Origin of the sequence: Ignatzschineria larvae DSM 13226, assembly GCF_038500265.1 — a bacterium.
Classification (GTDB): Bacteria; Pseudomonadota; Gammaproteobacteria; order Cardiobacteriales; family Wohlfahrtiimonadaceae; genus Ignatzschineria; species Ignatzschineria larvae.
This window is the reverse complement of the sequence record NZ_CP150637.1, coordinates 1525001-1539640: the sequence shown is the minus strand read 5'-3', so window position 1 is coordinate 1539640 and position 14640 is coordinate 1525001. Positions and strand designations below refer to the sequence as shown.

Below are 14640 nucleotides of genomic sequence, written 5' to 3'. Positions count from 1 at the left end.
CGATAGGGTCTAATGGGGGAATCAAATAAGATTATGAGTTCAACAGAATTAAAAAATGCAGGTCTAAAAGTTACTTTACCTCGCCTTAAAATTTTAGATATTTTAGCTAAGGCATCCGCAACACCTGTTTGCCATTTAACAGCAGAAGAGATCTACATGCAGTTAAGTAGTTCGGGAGAAGAGGTCGGGCTTGCGACGGTATATCGTGTATTGACACAGTTCGAGCAAGCAGGGTTGGTTCGTCGTCACTTTTTTGACGGTGGGCAATCAATGTTCGAAATTGATGATGGTGATCAACATGATCATATAATCTGCATTAACTGCGGGCATATTGGTGAGTTTTCCCATGCAAAAATACATGAAAAACAAGCGCAGATTGCTGCTGAATTAGGTTATGAATTGACCGATGCTCGCACTATTCTGCACGGTATTTGTGCAAAATGCAGAGAAAAATAGTCTTTTTACGGCAAGAGTTTACAACTCGACGTTATGCTTTTATTTGGGTTAGTATTTGGCTAATCCTTATCTTTTCTACGTGGTTTTCAAGACCTCTCATTCCTTTTCAAGAAACACTTTTCTCAGGTATTGTTTGGGAGTTATATCAAAGTGGTGAATGGCTCTATCCTCAAATTAATGGGGTTTACCAACATGCGAGTTATCCCCTGAATTATTGGTTAGGGCTTGTTATTTGGAAGTTATTTGGTGTCTCTGAGTTCTCGCTTCGAGCGTTAGCGAGCTTTTTTAGTCTAGGAACACTATTTTTAACAGCTTGGGCTGCTTATCAATTATGGCCTGATAGACGAGATGTAAGAGCTAATGCGCCATTTGTGTTGATTGGTAGCCTGATGTGGACTATTTTTGCCACAGCTAACCTTGATTATCTCTATTTTACTTTCTATCTAATGCTAGCAATGAACTTTTTGATTCGTGCGTGGCGTTTTAAACAGGATGTATGGTGGATAGGTTATGCGTTCAGTTTGACTCTAGGACTCTATTCTGCAGGTCTTATTTTCTTGTTAGTGGCGATACCTATTATTTATTTAGCACCTTATTGGGCGAAAAACCGATGGAAGCGAATCTATCTCTGGGGGTCACTATCTATTATTGTTGCATTAATCCTATTTGCAATATGGGCGATCATTGCCTCATCAACATTAGGCTTTTCATTAATTGATGCGCTCGGATTAAGCTATCTTTTAAAGGCTCTTAATAATACTACGCCATTTTACCTCTACTTTTTTAATCTTATTGTTATTCTTTTTCCATGGCTATTTTGGCTTAGAATTTATCGTCTCTATCGGGAAGTCGAATGGGATGATTCATTTCGTTTTGTGGTAATTTGGTTTTTATGTCTAATAGTAATATTGGGAATATTGAGTCTCACTTTTTTAGATGCACTATTGCCTTTATATCCTGCATTGGGGCTTATTATCGCACGGATATACCGTAATGGTTTGAGTACCAAACAAGATATTGCGCTTATTATTGTGATTATGGTAGGTGCGGGCTTACTGTTAATCTTAATTCCACATTATTACCAGCTTCTTAGCTTGCCTCAGTGGGTTGGAGCCGTTTCACCTTTTTGGGGAGCCGGGCTTATTCTTTTTAGTATTACATTACTATTTAATGCAGCACATACTAGAATTATGACCTTAGCATTAATGAGTGTTGCTTTAACTTTAGCACTTAATTTTGGTGTTGTAAGAGTTGCTCTGGATTTTTATGATTTAAAGCCTGTAGGAGAGCGTATTTCTTGGTATCAAAGTAAAGGTTTTACGATTGGTAATGCTTCAATATATCGAGGGCATTTGCATTTTGAAGGACGATTAACTACTCCTATTATAGAGGTTAATTCTTCCCAAGCGCTCAGAGAATTAGTGGAGCGCGATGCATATGCAAGAATGATTATTTATGTGGAGGACAAGGCGCTTTTTGAAGATGATATTATTGAATATTGGCAACCTTTTAGGGGCCGCTACTTAGTGATTATGCGTGCAGATCAACTTCTCAAAACTTTAGAGGAAATTCAAACAGAAGGTAAGGCTTTATACCCTAAAGATTTAGTAGAGTTGAGGTTATACTAAAGGAGAAAGTGAAAAAGAGGTTGTTATTGAAAGTATTTGATAGGCTTGGGTTGCGCTTGCTAATAATGAACAGCTTACTTAGCTTGCTGCTAGAAATAATAAGTGGTAGTAAGTAGTAGCAAGTAGCAGTAAGTAGATCAATATGAATGTAATATAATGTGCAAGCAGTTTATTTATTATGAGAAAATAGTATATACTTCTTGTCAATTATCAAAATTTGATGGCTTTGATACAAGAAATCAGCCTATCACAAACTTCAATTGTATAAAAGTAGTGAGAATTGAATTTAATAATAGGCTCAATAGATTAAATAGACGAAAGGATAACTCTGAATTATGATGCAATTCATCCGGGATCATGCCAATAGTGTGTGGGCAAAAATTTTATTAATCGGAGTCGGTGTTTCTCTTGCAGGCATCGGTGGAACACAGATTTTTAGTGGCCCTAGTGCAGATGCGGTTGCAAGCGTTGATGGTAGTAAAATCACGTTGCAAGAAGTCGAGGCGCAATACCAATTATTGCTTAACAATAATGCACAAGATGTCGAGTTGACTGAGCAGATGCAACGTCAATATAAATTGATTGCGCGAGAAGATTTAATTCAACGTAGAGCCCTAAATAAGCAAGCTGAAGATTGGAAGATTCGTGCATCAGATCGAGCGGTTGCTGAAAAAATTATAGAGGTTCCTGCTTTTCAAAAGAATGGTGTTTTTGATCAAGAGACTTATAAGCAAGCATTATTCTATTCCGGTTACAATATTGAATCATTTGAAGACAATGTTCGCCGGGATGTGGAGGATCAAATTATTCGGGAAGCCTTTACGTTGAGCGCTTTTACTTCTGAGAAGGCAGTGATTGAGGAGCTAGAATATATGGGGCAAACTCGTGATCTTGCTATTGCAACTTATAATTACAAAGATAAGCTCAATGATGTTGCAGTATCAAATGATGAGGTTACTACTTATTATGAAAAGCATAAAGATCAATTTGTAACGCCGGATAGAGTTAAAGTTCAATATATTGAGCTCTTTCCAGCGCTCTTTGAGGAAAAGACAGCAGTTGAGCCTAGTGAGGATGAGATTGCTGGTGAGATGGCTAAGCTCAAAAAAGAGAATGAGCAACGTGCCTCTGAGCAATTTACGATTGAGTATAGCAATGATGCAGAAAAAGCAGCGGCACTTCAATTATTAGCCGATTTGAGAGCTGCACTTGTGTCGGGTGTAATGACCTTTGATGAAGCTAAAGCACAAATGCAAGATGTGAATAATGCTTATTATAATAAAAATGGTAACTTCAAATATGGAGCTGCCGGCATTCCTCAATTTGATGATGCGCTTTTTGCATTAACTGAAGCAGATCCTTATTCTGAGCCTTTTGCAACAGACGGTGAAGTTCATCTCGTTCATTTATTGGGTATTACAACACCTTTTGCAAACGAGAGTGATCTCAAAACAGCAGCAGTTAATAACTTGAAGCAGAAGCAGCAGACAGATCAATATTTACAAGCTGAAGCAAGAATGCAGCAACTAGCAGAAACATATACTGAATCACTTGATGAGATTGCACAGGATTTAGGCGTGCCACTCAAAGAGACTGATTGGCTTAATGTAGATCAGCCTGAAGGGTTTATTGCAAACCCTACGGTTTGGGATGCTCTAAATACGGTTGATGTGCGTGAAAATCATCGTAATTCATTACCATTTGCATTTAATAATCAAGATAACCATGCGATGATTGTGCGAATTGCAGATCAAGAAGAGCGCAGACAAAAATCACTCGATGAAAGCTATGGTGAGATCAAAGCTGAACTTGCGATGGAAAAAGCTAAATCATCTATTACTGCCCGAGTAAATGCGATGTTAGAGGCGGGAGATGTTGAAAGTTTTCAAAATGATATTGAACAGTTAGGCTTTGCTTATAACCAATATAATGATTTAGCGATTACTTCTATCGGTAACTTACAAACAAAGCCGGTTGAACAAGTCGCAATTTCGAATGGTTTTGAAAAAGTAAAACAGCTAAAAGATAATAAACCTGAGTATCTGGTAGAAGACATCGATGGTCATATTGTTGTGGTTGCTGTGAATAATATCAAGAAAGGAAAAAGCGCTGATTTTTCTGATGAAATGAAAGCACAGCTACGTGAATATCTTGATGCACGTTCTGGTAGTTATGAATATCAAGCATTGTTGCTCTATATTAAAAATCATAGCAACATCAAACTCTATAATAGTAGTTTCTTCAATTAAGAATATTCTCTGGAGATAACTTTTGGAGAACATTTCTAGAATGGTACTGATAGAATTGCAAAACCACAGTTAAAGGGAAATATAATGAGGAAAGGTTGGTATGATTGCCAACCTTTCTTGTTATGAGAATGGCCAAATTTGGTAATTTAAAATAATTGAGAATGTAATGCGATGAAAATCACACAAAAACAAAATTTAAAGGCTTTTAATACTTTAGGGGTTGATGTGTCGGCGGATTATTTTGCAACAATAGATCATCTAGCTGATTTATCTAAATTACGATCGTTAATATCCCCAATACTCTTTCTAGGTGGGGGCAGTAATATCCTGTTTACCCAAGAATATTCGGGAACTATTGTCTACAATCAACTCAAAGGAGTAGAGTTCCTTCATCAAGAGCAAGGTTTTGTATTTGTGCGTGCTATGGGTGGGGAGGTGTGGCATGATTTTGTTGTACAGATGCACCAGCAGGGATTCTATGGTCTTGAGTATCTTGCGCTCATTCCCGGGACAGTCGGTGCTTCTCCTGTACAAAATATTGGCGCTTATGGATTTGAAGTGAAAGACTTTATCGAGTCTGTAGAGGCTTTTGATTGTCATAAAGATAGCTGCGTTACATTTACTAAAGAGGAATGTAATTTTGGGTATCGAGATAGTTTTTTTAAACAAAATCCTGGGCGATTTTTTATTACTGCAGTGACATTTAAGTTATCAAAGTTACCGGTCATTAACCTCTCTTATCAAGTTTTACAGCGTTACCTTAATGAGCAGGGCATTGAAAATGATAAGATTGAGGCTGCAGATATCTTGTCGGCGGTAATGGCAATTAGGCGTAGTAAATTGCCAGATCCTGTCATATTAAGTAATGCCGGAAGTTTCTTTAAAAACCCTGTTATCTCTTTAGAAAAATGGCAATCTTTGCAACAAGATTACCCGCAATTAGTGCATTATTCGCAAGAAGATCCCTATAAAATAAAATTAGCAGCAGGGCAGTTAATTGATATTGCCGGCTTTAAAGGAAAGCGGGAAGGGGATGTCGGTATGCATAAAGATCAAGCGTTGATACTTGTGAATTACGGCAATGCTACGGGAAATGAATTATGGCAATTCTCTGAAAAAGTACAGAAGAAGATTTGGTCACAATTTGGTATAATGTTGGAAGCTGAACCTTTAATATTATAAATAGAACTCATTATAAGCGAGCTAATAATGAGATAGATAGGTTACTATTTATGAAAATATTATGGATCGTATCTGATAAATCTTGACTGGCAAGGGATATTTTATAATTCGAATCTTATTTGTCAGTGATCACTTAGGAAATAATAGGGAATTAGTATGAAATATAATTTTAGAAAGTTCATGATGTTTAGTTTTTTTATTGCTGTGATGTCTCTTTTTCAAACAGTGAGTGCACAGGAAGATCCTGTCAGCGTGATTAAAAATACATCTGATCAGCTGTTTAAAACGCTTAAAGAGCAGAAAACTGTTTTGACGAAGAATCCGAATAAGGTCTATGGAATTGTAGAAAATATCCTAGTTCCTCGATTCGATTTTGGTACCATTTCTCAATGGGTTATGGGGCGCTCTTGGCGCACAGCAACACCGGCACAGCGGGATGAATTTACAGCAGAGTTTAAACGACTTCTCATCAATACTTATGCAGGCGTATTGCTTGATTATAGTGATGAAAAACTCAATGTTTTACCGCTTCCACCCAATGCAGCAAAAGGGGATGAGGTGACAGTTCGTTCAGAGATTATCTCTAAAGATCGTCCGCCTATTGCTATTAATTACTCTATGATTAAAGCAAATAATCGTTGGATGGTTTATGATGTATCGGTAGAAGGTGTCAGTATTGTTGCAAATTACCGCTCTGAAATTAGAGAGTTAGTATCTCGTAATGGTATTGATGGAATGATTAAAGTTCTTAAAAGTAAGAATAAGTAGGATCATCTAGCCTATATAGATCTGAAATTACATTTATCTAATAGATCACAGATTAAAAGCGGAGACTGAGAGCTTTTCTGTGATCTATTTTTTAGTAGCTTGTTAATATATTGATTTAGATCTAAAGTGTATAAGATTTAAAGTGCATCATCAAAAGCAACATTCTGTTGCATCAATCTATTAGGGGAGTTTATGAAACAATCATTAGATGCCCATTTTAAAATATCGGATAAAGTATGTTATTTTCAAGGATGTTTTGATAAGTTTACGATTCCAAATCTTTGGAAAAAACTGCAACCCGCATTGCAAGCGACACCGGCTAATGTAGTAAATTTATCAGAAGTAGAGGAATGTGATAGTGCTTTGATTGCGCTACTTGTTGAGATCAAGAAGCAACAATATGATCTGAATATTACAGCTATTCCGGAAAATTTAGAGCAATTGCTTGATTTATACCAAGTAAAAACACTGCTATCTTAATTGAGTACTAAGGAAGTTGTGGTTATACAACGAATATGCATAAGTTTTTTCAGAGAGTTATCCATCAGACTATTGGTAATGTAATAGTTTTATCTGTATAAATAGTAATCGATATGTTGACTAAAGAGGATATCTCGCTATAATACATATCTTCACTTCGCGGGAATAGCTCAGTTGGTAGAGCACGACCTTGCCAAGGTCGGGGTCGCGAGTTCGAGTCTCGTTTCCCGCTCCAATTATATAGGCTGGATAGCAAAATGGTTATGCAGCGGATTGCAAATCCGTAGACGCCAGTTCGATTCTGGCTCCAGCCTCCAAATTTATAGCTTGTTCTATGGTGGTCTGTATTGGTTTCCTAACAATGAACTATTGTAAACCGTGTCAGGTCCGGAAGGAAGCAGCACTAGCAAGAAATTCATGTGTTATGGGTCGGCTGGTACGGGCTATCTCCACATTTGTTTATAAGTGAAGGCCCAATGACTCAACAAGTTCTCGCATTAAAATGGCGCCCTCGAACCTTTAGTGAAGTCATCGGTCAGCCTCATGTTGTACAAGCACTCTCTAATGGTTTAGATAATAATAGATTGCATCATGCCTTTCTATTTACCGGCACCCGTGGTGTTGGGAAGACTACTCTCGCAAGAATCTTTGCAAAATCCCTCAATTGTGAAAAAGGTGTATCATCAACGCCTTGTGGTGTCTGCTCGATCTGTAAAGAGGTTGATGAAGGACGTTTTGTAGATCTTATTGAGATTGATGCTGCGTCAAGAACCCGAGTAGAAGATACCCGTGAGATCTTAGACAATGTACAGTATGCGCCTACAAGAGGGCGTTATAAAATCTATTTAATCGATGAAGTTCATATGCTCTCTAATAGTAGCTTCAATGCGCTTCTCAAAACATTAGAAGAGCCACCTGCGCATGTGAAATTTCTTCTAGCAACGACAGATCCACAAAAACTTCCGGTAACAGTTTTATCTCGTTGTTTGCGTTTTCAATTAAAACGGATTCAAGATCAAGAGATTGCAGGGCAGCTTTCACATATTTTAACTGCGGAAAATATTCCTTTTGAAGAGAATGCATTAAAACTCATTGCTAAAGCCGGCGATGGAAGTATGCGTGACGCCTTGTCTCTGCTTGATCAAGCTATTGCTTATGGTGGACAGAAAGTTGAGTATCAACGTACTCACGAGATGCTTGGATTAATTGATACTCATTATCTCATCAATGTATTAGAAGCCTTGGCAACTAAGAATACGGATAATATCATCACTGTTTTAGGGCAGTTAAAAGCGAATGGTATTGATTATCATCGTTTCTTAGAAGATCTGATTGATGCATTTCATCTCTTAACCATGATGCAACTCTCTGATACCTTAAAAGAGAATGAATCTATCGAGATGCAACAATTGTCGCAGAGATTGAGTGCAGAAGATCTACAACTTTTCTATCAAATCGCTTTGACAGGGCGCAAGGATTTACAGAATCATCCCAATAGTAGTGTTGGCTTTGAAATGACTCTGTTACGAATGGTACTGTTTTCTCCAACGGCACCAATCTTGCCAGAGGATACAGAAAAAAAAAGTAAAGTTTCTACTGAATCAGTAGTGGCTTCTGTAGAGCGGCAAGTATCATCAGATCCTGGCGATGTTGCAATAGTAACGATAGAAAATAAGACGCATGCTTTATCGGTACCTGAATCTCATGCAGTAGCAGAAGAGATATCTGCTCCAAAAAAAGAGATATTGCCACCGGTTGATCTGCCATGGGAACCAATGGTCGATTCTTCAAAAGCCAAGGTGTTAGACTCTCCTCTAGAATTGAGTATTTCAGCGCAAAATGGAGAATCTGCGAGTACTGTAATGGCAGCGGCGTCGGATTCTGTACAGTCGGAGTTAACACAAGAGAATGCACATGATCCAGGTCGTTTTAATGCGGATGAAAATTTTACTGAAGATCAAAATGTCGAAAGAGAAAATACTCACAATTTCGATCTAGGATCTCATGAAGAGATTATTCAAAATACTGTCCAAAATGATATCCACGCTAGTACGTTACAAAATCATGTGCCAGAAGTTGATACTCAAAATTTTGTTCAAAAAAATGGTATTGATCATATAAAGAATCAAGATCAATCATCAGAGTTAGTGATTGAATCAGCAGGTGATATTGCACCAGTGGAGAATGATCTAGTAGTTACTGCGGCTACATTGACTAATAATGAAGTATGGTTGCAGCTGGTATCACAACTTAAATTGGAAAGTGTTTTATCTGGTATCGCCCATAGCTTGGTATTTAAACAATTTGATGGCAAGCATTTGTCATTAGAGCGCCCTTTGTCGGTGAAAGATTTTCGTGTAGATGAAACCGAAACACGTTTAGCGATGGCGATTTCAGATTATTTAGAACAGTCAATCACTTGTCAGATTGAGTATGTTGAAACATTACATGGTGAAAACCTCCATGAAAGAACTGAACGTTTAGATGAAGAGCAGTATCAGAAGATGCTCGCTGACTTTAAATCTGATCAAGTGGTACAATATCTTACGAACGAGTGGAATGCGCAATTATTAGAAAAAACTCTGAAAGCAAAGCACTAATATTGTAAGCTTAGGGTTTAGTTTATTCTTTTACATATACACGATTATAGAGATAGAAATATCAATTAGGAAGGAGAAAAGATTTATGTTTAAAGGTGGTATTGCAGGCATGATGCAAAAAGCGCAAAAGATGCAAAAAGAGATGGAAAAAGCGCAAGAAGCATTAGGTGATGTGAATGTGGTAGGTGAGTCTGGAGCGGGCTTAGTGAAAATTGAGATGAGCTGCCGTCATGTAGTTCGTTCAATCCGTATCGATGATTCACTGATGTCAGATGATAAAGAGATGTTAGAAGATCTACTTGGTGCCGCTTTTAATGATGCATTATCAAAAGTAGAGAAAACCTCTGCTGAAAAAATGGCAGAAGTGACTGGTGGTTTAGGACTTCCTGCCGGCATGAAAATTCCTGGGTTCTAAGGATTGATCTCTATGTATCCTAAAGCATTACAAGATTTAATAGATGCCTTGCGTCTTTTACCAGGAATTGGTCAGAAAAGCGCCTTAAGGATGGCACTCTATCTATTAGATCGTAATCGTAAAGGAGCAGAGAAGATGGCTCGGTCATTGAGTGATGCATTGGAACATATTCATAAATGCCGAGTATGTCGTAATTTAACGGATGAAGATGTTTGTGTGGATTGTGCGAATCCTAAAAAAGATGATAGTTTATTATGTATTGTCGAAAATCCAGCGGATGTCTTTGCTTTAAGACAAAATGTTGAATATAAAGGACGCTATTTTGTGCTTTATGGTCGGTTGTCGCCTTTAGATGGTATTGGCCCTTCTGAGCTTGGGCTTGATCTACTTGAGCAACGTTTCAAAGATGAGAGCATTCGTGAGATTATATTAGCAATGAATTCCACAGTCGAGGGTGAAGCAACGGCGCACTATATTTCAGAGATAGCAAAACAGTATGGTATTGCCGTTAGTCGTATTGCTCAGGGTATTCCACTTGGTGGAGAATTAGAATACCTAGATGGTGGTACTTTATCTCATGCATTTGCGGCGCGCAAAAGCTACTAAGGAGTATATATGAGTACAATTTTTAGTAAAATTATCCGCAAAGAGATTCCCGCTAAAATTGTCTATGAAGATAATGATGTATTGGCATTTGAGGATATTGAACCTCAAGCACCAATCCATATTTTAGTAATTCCCAAAAAAGAGATCCCAACATTAAATGATCTCACTGAAGCAGATGCCGAATTGATGGGGAAACTATTTTTAGCGGCGCAAAAAATTGCAAAAGAGCAAGGTTTTGCGGAGAATGGTTATCGAACAGTTTTTAATTGCAATGAGGATGGGGGGCAGACAGTCAACCATATTCATCTTCATTTATTAGCAGGTCGCTCATTAACTTGGCCTCCAGGTTAGGAGTATTTTGCATACATAATTAAGTAGAAAAACTCATATAAGCCTTCAATACTCAATATTGAGGGCTTTTTATTGATCATACCAATTCCATATTTATTAGGGCTTAGATATTAATATATAGTATAACAAAATCAGCACCAACGACAGATAAGCTAACATGATAAGTTATTGTAATAATGTCTGATTTTTGATAGAAAAACTTAAATATAGCAACTCTAGTCAATCAAATTTTGACCTAAGTGAATGTTAAGTGAATTATTCATTTTTGTAATGTTCAAAATCATAGGGTTCTTTTATGATATTGCTGTAGTGCATAAAATATAACTCACTAATTGATAAAGGAGATTATCAATGACTAGGCAGAAAAGAAAGGGACTTTTTTCAATTACACTTATCACTGCTGCATTTTTATCAAGCTTATCATTTGCACAGGTTGATAATAATGGTTCTGTACGTCAAGAACCCATCATTCCTCTCAAGCAAGAGGTCAAAGTTGATACACAAAAAGCAGATTTAGGGCGTAAGTTATGGTTTGATCCAAGACTTTCTAAGTCAGGTTTTATCTCTTGTAATTCTTGTCATAACCTTAGTATGGGAGGATCAGATAATCTTCCTACATCAATTGGACATCAATGGCAAGAAGGATCTATTAACTCACCAACGGTGCTGAATTCTAGTTTGAACTTTGTTCAATTTTGGGATGGTCGCGCTAAAGATTTGAAAGAGCAAGCCGCTGGTCCTATTGCAAACCCCAAAGAGATGGCTTCTGATCATGATTTAGTGGTGAATGTAATAGCTTCTATCCCGGGGTATGTAGAAGAGTTTGATAAAGTATATGGTGATGGTGGTGTCAATATTGATCGTATTACAGATGCGATTGCTGTATTTGAGGAGACTTTGATTACACCAAATTCACGATTTGACCAATGGTTACGGGGTGATGATAATGCGATTACCGCTGAAGAGAAAGAGGGTTATGAACTCTTTAGAAATAGTGGTTGCGTTGCTTGTCACTACGGGGAAGGTATTGGTGGATCAAGCTTCCAAAAAATGGGATTACTTGAAGAGTATAAAACAGAGAATCTTGCTAAAGGTTTAGCTGACTTTACCGGTAAAGATTCAGATGCGATGTTTTTTAAAGTACCAACGCTTCGTAATATCGTTTTAACCTATCCGTACTTCCATGATGGTCAGGTAAATACGTTAGAAGAAGCAACTAAAATCATGGGGCGTTTACAATTAGGTCGTGATTTTAGTGATGAAGAAGTACAAAAAATTGTTGCTTTTTACGGCACATTAACAGGTGAACAACCCCAAATGATGATGCCAATATTGCCCCCATCGACAAATGAAACCCCTCTTCCAAAGCCATTTAGCGCTGAATGAGAGGGAGGAATTATCATCTAGTGGATTTAATAGTAGTTAAATTTTATGGATGTATTGGAAAAAATCTAAAAATAAAGCGCTTCAGACCTGAAGCGCTTTTCTATGTTGGATGCTTTTAAAGTAAATATGAGATGCAAATATGAATATTTCTTGAAGACTCGATCTATAGTGGGCTCTTTTGTTCCACTAGATCTTTGATATTGTGACGATGATCTTCTGCCACTAATGCTGCCGTCCATGTGATTTTATCAATATATTTGAATTGTCTATGGGCGCAAGATTCAATAGGACAAATTTCACAAGAAGTGGGGCGACAATCATCTGTATGAATGTACATCTCATGTTTACTGCCAAATTTTTGTTTAAGAATGTGTGTCATCTTATCGAGTTCCACATGTGCTTCTCGTAAATTGAAATACCAAGGAAGTGTCAAATGCGCATCGAGATGAACGTGATTGCCATATTTAATGAAACGGACTTTATGAATATCAATCCATTTATCTGATCGATTTTCATTAGCGACAGTGACAAATTCCTCAATCAAATTTTCGTCAGCTTCATCCATAATACCGGCGATAGATTCCCGAATAATTTTAATTCCTGAATTGATAATAATACCACCAAATAGAAGCGCAATTGCCGCATCAAGCCATTGCCAGCCGGTAATCCACACGAGCACTAATCCTACAATGATGCCGACAGTAGAGTAGGTATCTGAATGGAGGTGTTTACCACCGGCAATTAGCGGTAATACATTATATTTTTTACCTCGTTGAATAGCGACATAGCCCACCCCATAATTCACAATAGCTGTAAACAGAATTAATATTAATCCTGAACCTAAACTAGAGAGCGAACTATCATCCATTAAAAGTCGTTTTACACCCTCGTAGATAATAATAATCCCGGCAAAGAGAATCAGCATTCCCTCGACACTTGCTGAGACAAACTCAATTTTACCATGGCCATGTGGGTGATTATGATCTTTAGGTTTAGCTGATAAATATAAACTAAAAAGTGTAAAAGCGCCGGCAAGCATGTTGGTAATACTCTCTAGCGCATCTGTTAAGATTGCGACAGAAGAGGTGATATACCAAGCGGCAAATTTAATTAGAAAGAGAAGAATAGCGACTAGGAGAATAATTTTTTGAAAATTATAATTCGCGCGATCATCTTGATTCATCATAAGAGAACCTCAGGTTGATGGGAAATTGCATTCATTAATATGGTAATAATTATGCGTTAAAATAAGAAATTAAAGAATAAATAGTTGATAAAATAAGTAGTTGTTATCTACAAAGATAGCTCCATATAGATCTCCACATTAATATTTTTAGATTACTCTGCTGTAGACAACTTGATCAACAAAGTCTCCGCAAAGGTTTTTCGTGTGACGCAGAACTCCTTCTTTTTCCATACCAATTTTTTCCATTACACGTCCTGAAGCCCCATTTTCCGCTGCATATTTAGCCCAAAGACGCTCAACTTTTAAGGTATTAAAAGCAAAATCTAACAGTTTTTGAGCGGCTTCAGGTGCATAGCCTTTACCCCAATATTTTTTATTAATGGCATAAGCAAGCTCAGCTGATTTTTCGCCTTCATTCACACGAAGATCACAGGTACCAATCATTTTGCCATTCTCTTTGAGTTCTATTGCAAAGTTTCCTAGAGGACTACTCATAAATAGATTGGCAATAATCCACTCAGTCTCTTCAATCGTTTTATGTGTAGGAAAGGTATGTTTTGTATTCTCAGAATCGCTAGCATACTCAAAAAGATCAGCTGCATCATCGAGAGTAATCGGGCGAAGGATAAGGCGCTCCGTTTCTAGGACGCGATGTTTAGCAAGTTGATAGAACATAAAAACCTCTGTCAATAGATGAAATAAAATATGGCAAGCCACAATTGAAAATTGATATTCTTTTTTAAAAATAGGATGTTACTTTTAAAGTTAATTATTTGATTATAAATAGGTATCAAGAGTTAGATTATTTTAATCATTTCTTAGAATGATAATTACGGAGCTTATTCTAGCACTTTTCAGTCTTATTGATCTATCTCATTGAGATCTTCTATTGATATTGAAAAAAGGAGATCACGCTAATCGTAACCTCCCTTTTGTTATGATGTTTTTAAATTAGATAAGAGTAAACTATAATATACTAATTAATTGTTATTACTAGCTACTAATTTTTCAATGAAGCAATAAGTGGTTCAATCTGGATCCCCATCGCTTCGGCAACACCGCGACCATAATCAGGGTGAGCTTGATAACAATGTTTAATATGACGCTCTTTAATGTGTGTTTCGCAACCATTCATATTACGAGCCGTATTTGCAAATAAACGGGCTTTTTCATCATCATTCATTAGCATAAAAAGCTTACCAGGCTGTTCAAAATAATTGTTATCATCTTCATGGAAATTCCAACGACTTGCAGGTCCCATTAAGCTTAATTCTGGCTCTTGTAGATGCCGCGCTTCAGTCCATTCATTATAGCTATTAGGCTCATAAGCAAT

Annotated in this window: 14 protein-coding genes, 2 tRNA genes and 1 other RNA gene (1 of these 17 running past the window's edge); 14 read left to right on the top strand and 3 right to left on the bottom strand. The window is 37.2% G+C overall.

All coding sequences use genetic code 11. From position 1 onward, the window contains the following. The first annotated feature begins 33 nt into the window (after nucleotides 1–33). From fur to WMO13_RS06220, 14 genes are all read left to right on the top strand, one after another. Nucleotides 34–456, top strand: coding sequence for a ferric iron uptake transcriptional regulator (gene fur / locus WMO13_RS06285; protein WP_026879064.1), 423 nt, complete (start codon nucleotides 34–36; stop codon nucleotides 454–456). Continuing rightward, complete coding sequence (locus WMO13_RS06280) at nucleotides 441–2084, top strand: ArnT family glycosyltransferase (protein ID WP_051396246.1); 1644 nt, start codon at nucleotides 441–443, stop codon at nucleotides 2082–2084. Before fur ends, WMO13_RS06280 begins: the two co-directional genes overlap by 16 nt. A gap of 335 nt (nucleotides 2085–2419) precedes the next feature. Further along, the gene (locus tag WMO13_RS06275) at nucleotides 2420–4333 is read left to right on the top strand and encodes a peptidylprolyl isomerase (protein ID WP_026879063.1); all 1914 of its coding nucleotides are present in this window, start codon (nucleotides 2420–2422) and stop codon (nucleotides 4331–4333) included. A gap of 171 nt (nucleotides 4334–4504) precedes the next feature. Continuing rightward, a complete protein-coding gene (gene murB, locus WMO13_RS06270; protein WP_026879062.1) occupies nucleotides 4505–5515 on the top strand; it encodes a UDP-N-acetylmuramate dehydrogenase in 1011 nt (336 codons plus the stop codon). A 156-nt stretch (nucleotides 5516–5671) separates the two neighbouring features. Then, nucleotides 5672–6283 (top strand): ABC transporter substrate-binding protein, encoded by a 612-nt coding sequence (locus WMO13_RS06265; RefSeq protein WP_342386820.1) that lies wholly within the window; start codon nucleotides 5672–5674, stop codon nucleotides 6281–6283. Between the two features lie 192 nt (nucleotides 6284–6475). Continuing rightward, complete coding sequence (locus WMO13_RS06260; RefSeq protein ID WP_051396245.1) at nucleotides 6476–6763, top strand: STAS domain-containing protein; 288 nt, start codon at nucleotides 6476–6478, stop codon at nucleotides 6761–6763. 159 nt (nucleotides 6764–6922) lie between these two features. Then, a tRNA-Gly gene (locus tag WMO13_RS06255) sits at nucleotides 6923–6998 on the top strand. Nucleotides 6999–7006: 8 nt separating this feature from the next. Beyond that, nucleotides 7007–7080, top strand: a tRNA-Cys gene (locus tag WMO13_RS06250). A 28-nt stretch (nucleotides 7081–7108) separates the two neighbouring features. Next, an RNA gene (ffs, locus tag WMO13_RS06245) (signal recognition particle sRNA small type) lies at nucleotides 7109–7205 on the top strand. A 34-nt stretch (nucleotides 7206–7239) separates the two neighbouring features. Beyond that, nucleotides 7240–9363 carry a DNA polymerase III subunit gamma/tau gene (gene dnaX / locus WMO13_RS06240; RefSeq protein ID WP_026879059.1) on the top strand — a complete coding sequence of 708 codons (2124 nt, stop codon included), beginning with the start codon at nucleotides 7240–7242 and terminating at the stop codon, nucleotides 9361–9363. Between the two features lie 85 nt (nucleotides 9364–9448). Continuing rightward, nucleotides 9449–9778: a YbaB/EbfC family nucleoid-associated protein gene (locus tag WMO13_RS06235; RefSeq protein WP_026879058.1), complete on the top strand. Its 330-nt coding sequence runs from the start codon at nucleotides 9449–9451 to the stop codon at nucleotides 9776–9778. A gap of 12 nt (nucleotides 9779–9790) precedes the next feature. Further along, nucleotides 9791–10384 (top strand): recombination mediator RecR, encoded by a 594-nt coding sequence (gene recR / locus WMO13_RS06230; protein WP_034855798.1) that lies wholly within the window; start codon nucleotides 9791–9793, stop codon nucleotides 10382–10384. Nucleotides 10385–10393: 9 nt separating this feature from the next. Then, nucleotides 10394–10735 (top strand): histidine triad nucleotide-binding protein, encoded by a 342-nt coding sequence (locus WMO13_RS06225; RefSeq protein ID WP_026879056.1) that lies wholly within the window; start codon nucleotides 10394–10396, stop codon nucleotides 10733–10735. A 351-nt stretch (nucleotides 10736–11086) separates the two neighbouring features. Then, nucleotides 11087–12121 carry a cytochrome-c peroxidase gene (locus WMO13_RS06220; RefSeq protein ID WP_051396244.1) on the top strand — a complete coding sequence of 345 codons (1035 nt, stop codon included), beginning with the start codon at nucleotides 11087–11089 and terminating at the stop codon, nucleotides 12119–12121. A gap of 163 nt (nucleotides 12122–12284) precedes the next feature. Here WMO13_RS06220 and WMO13_RS06215 read toward each other — a convergent pair whose 3' ends face one another. From WMO13_RS06215 to WMO13_RS06205, 3 genes are all read right to left on the bottom strand, one after another. Further along, nucleotides 12285–13307 (bottom strand): cation diffusion facilitator family transporter, encoded by a 1023-nt coding sequence (locus WMO13_RS06215; protein ID WP_270049117.1) that lies wholly within the window; start codon nucleotides 13305–13307, stop codon nucleotides 12285–12287. 147 nt (nucleotides 13308–13454) lie between these two features. Further along, nucleotides 13455–13982: a GNAT family N-acetyltransferase gene (locus WMO13_RS06210; RefSeq protein ID WP_034855796.1), complete on the bottom strand. Its 528-nt coding sequence runs from the start codon at nucleotides 13980–13982 to the stop codon at nucleotides 13455–13457. 325 nt (nucleotides 13983–14307) lie between these two features. Then, nucleotides 14308–14640 carry the 3' portion of a catalase gene (locus WMO13_RS06205; protein ID WP_026879052.1) on the bottom strand. 1143 nt of this gene lie beyond the right edge of the window, so the window shows 333 of its 1476 coding nt (coding positions 1144–1476); its start codon lies beyond the right edge, outside the window; it ends in the stop codon at nucleotides 14308–14310.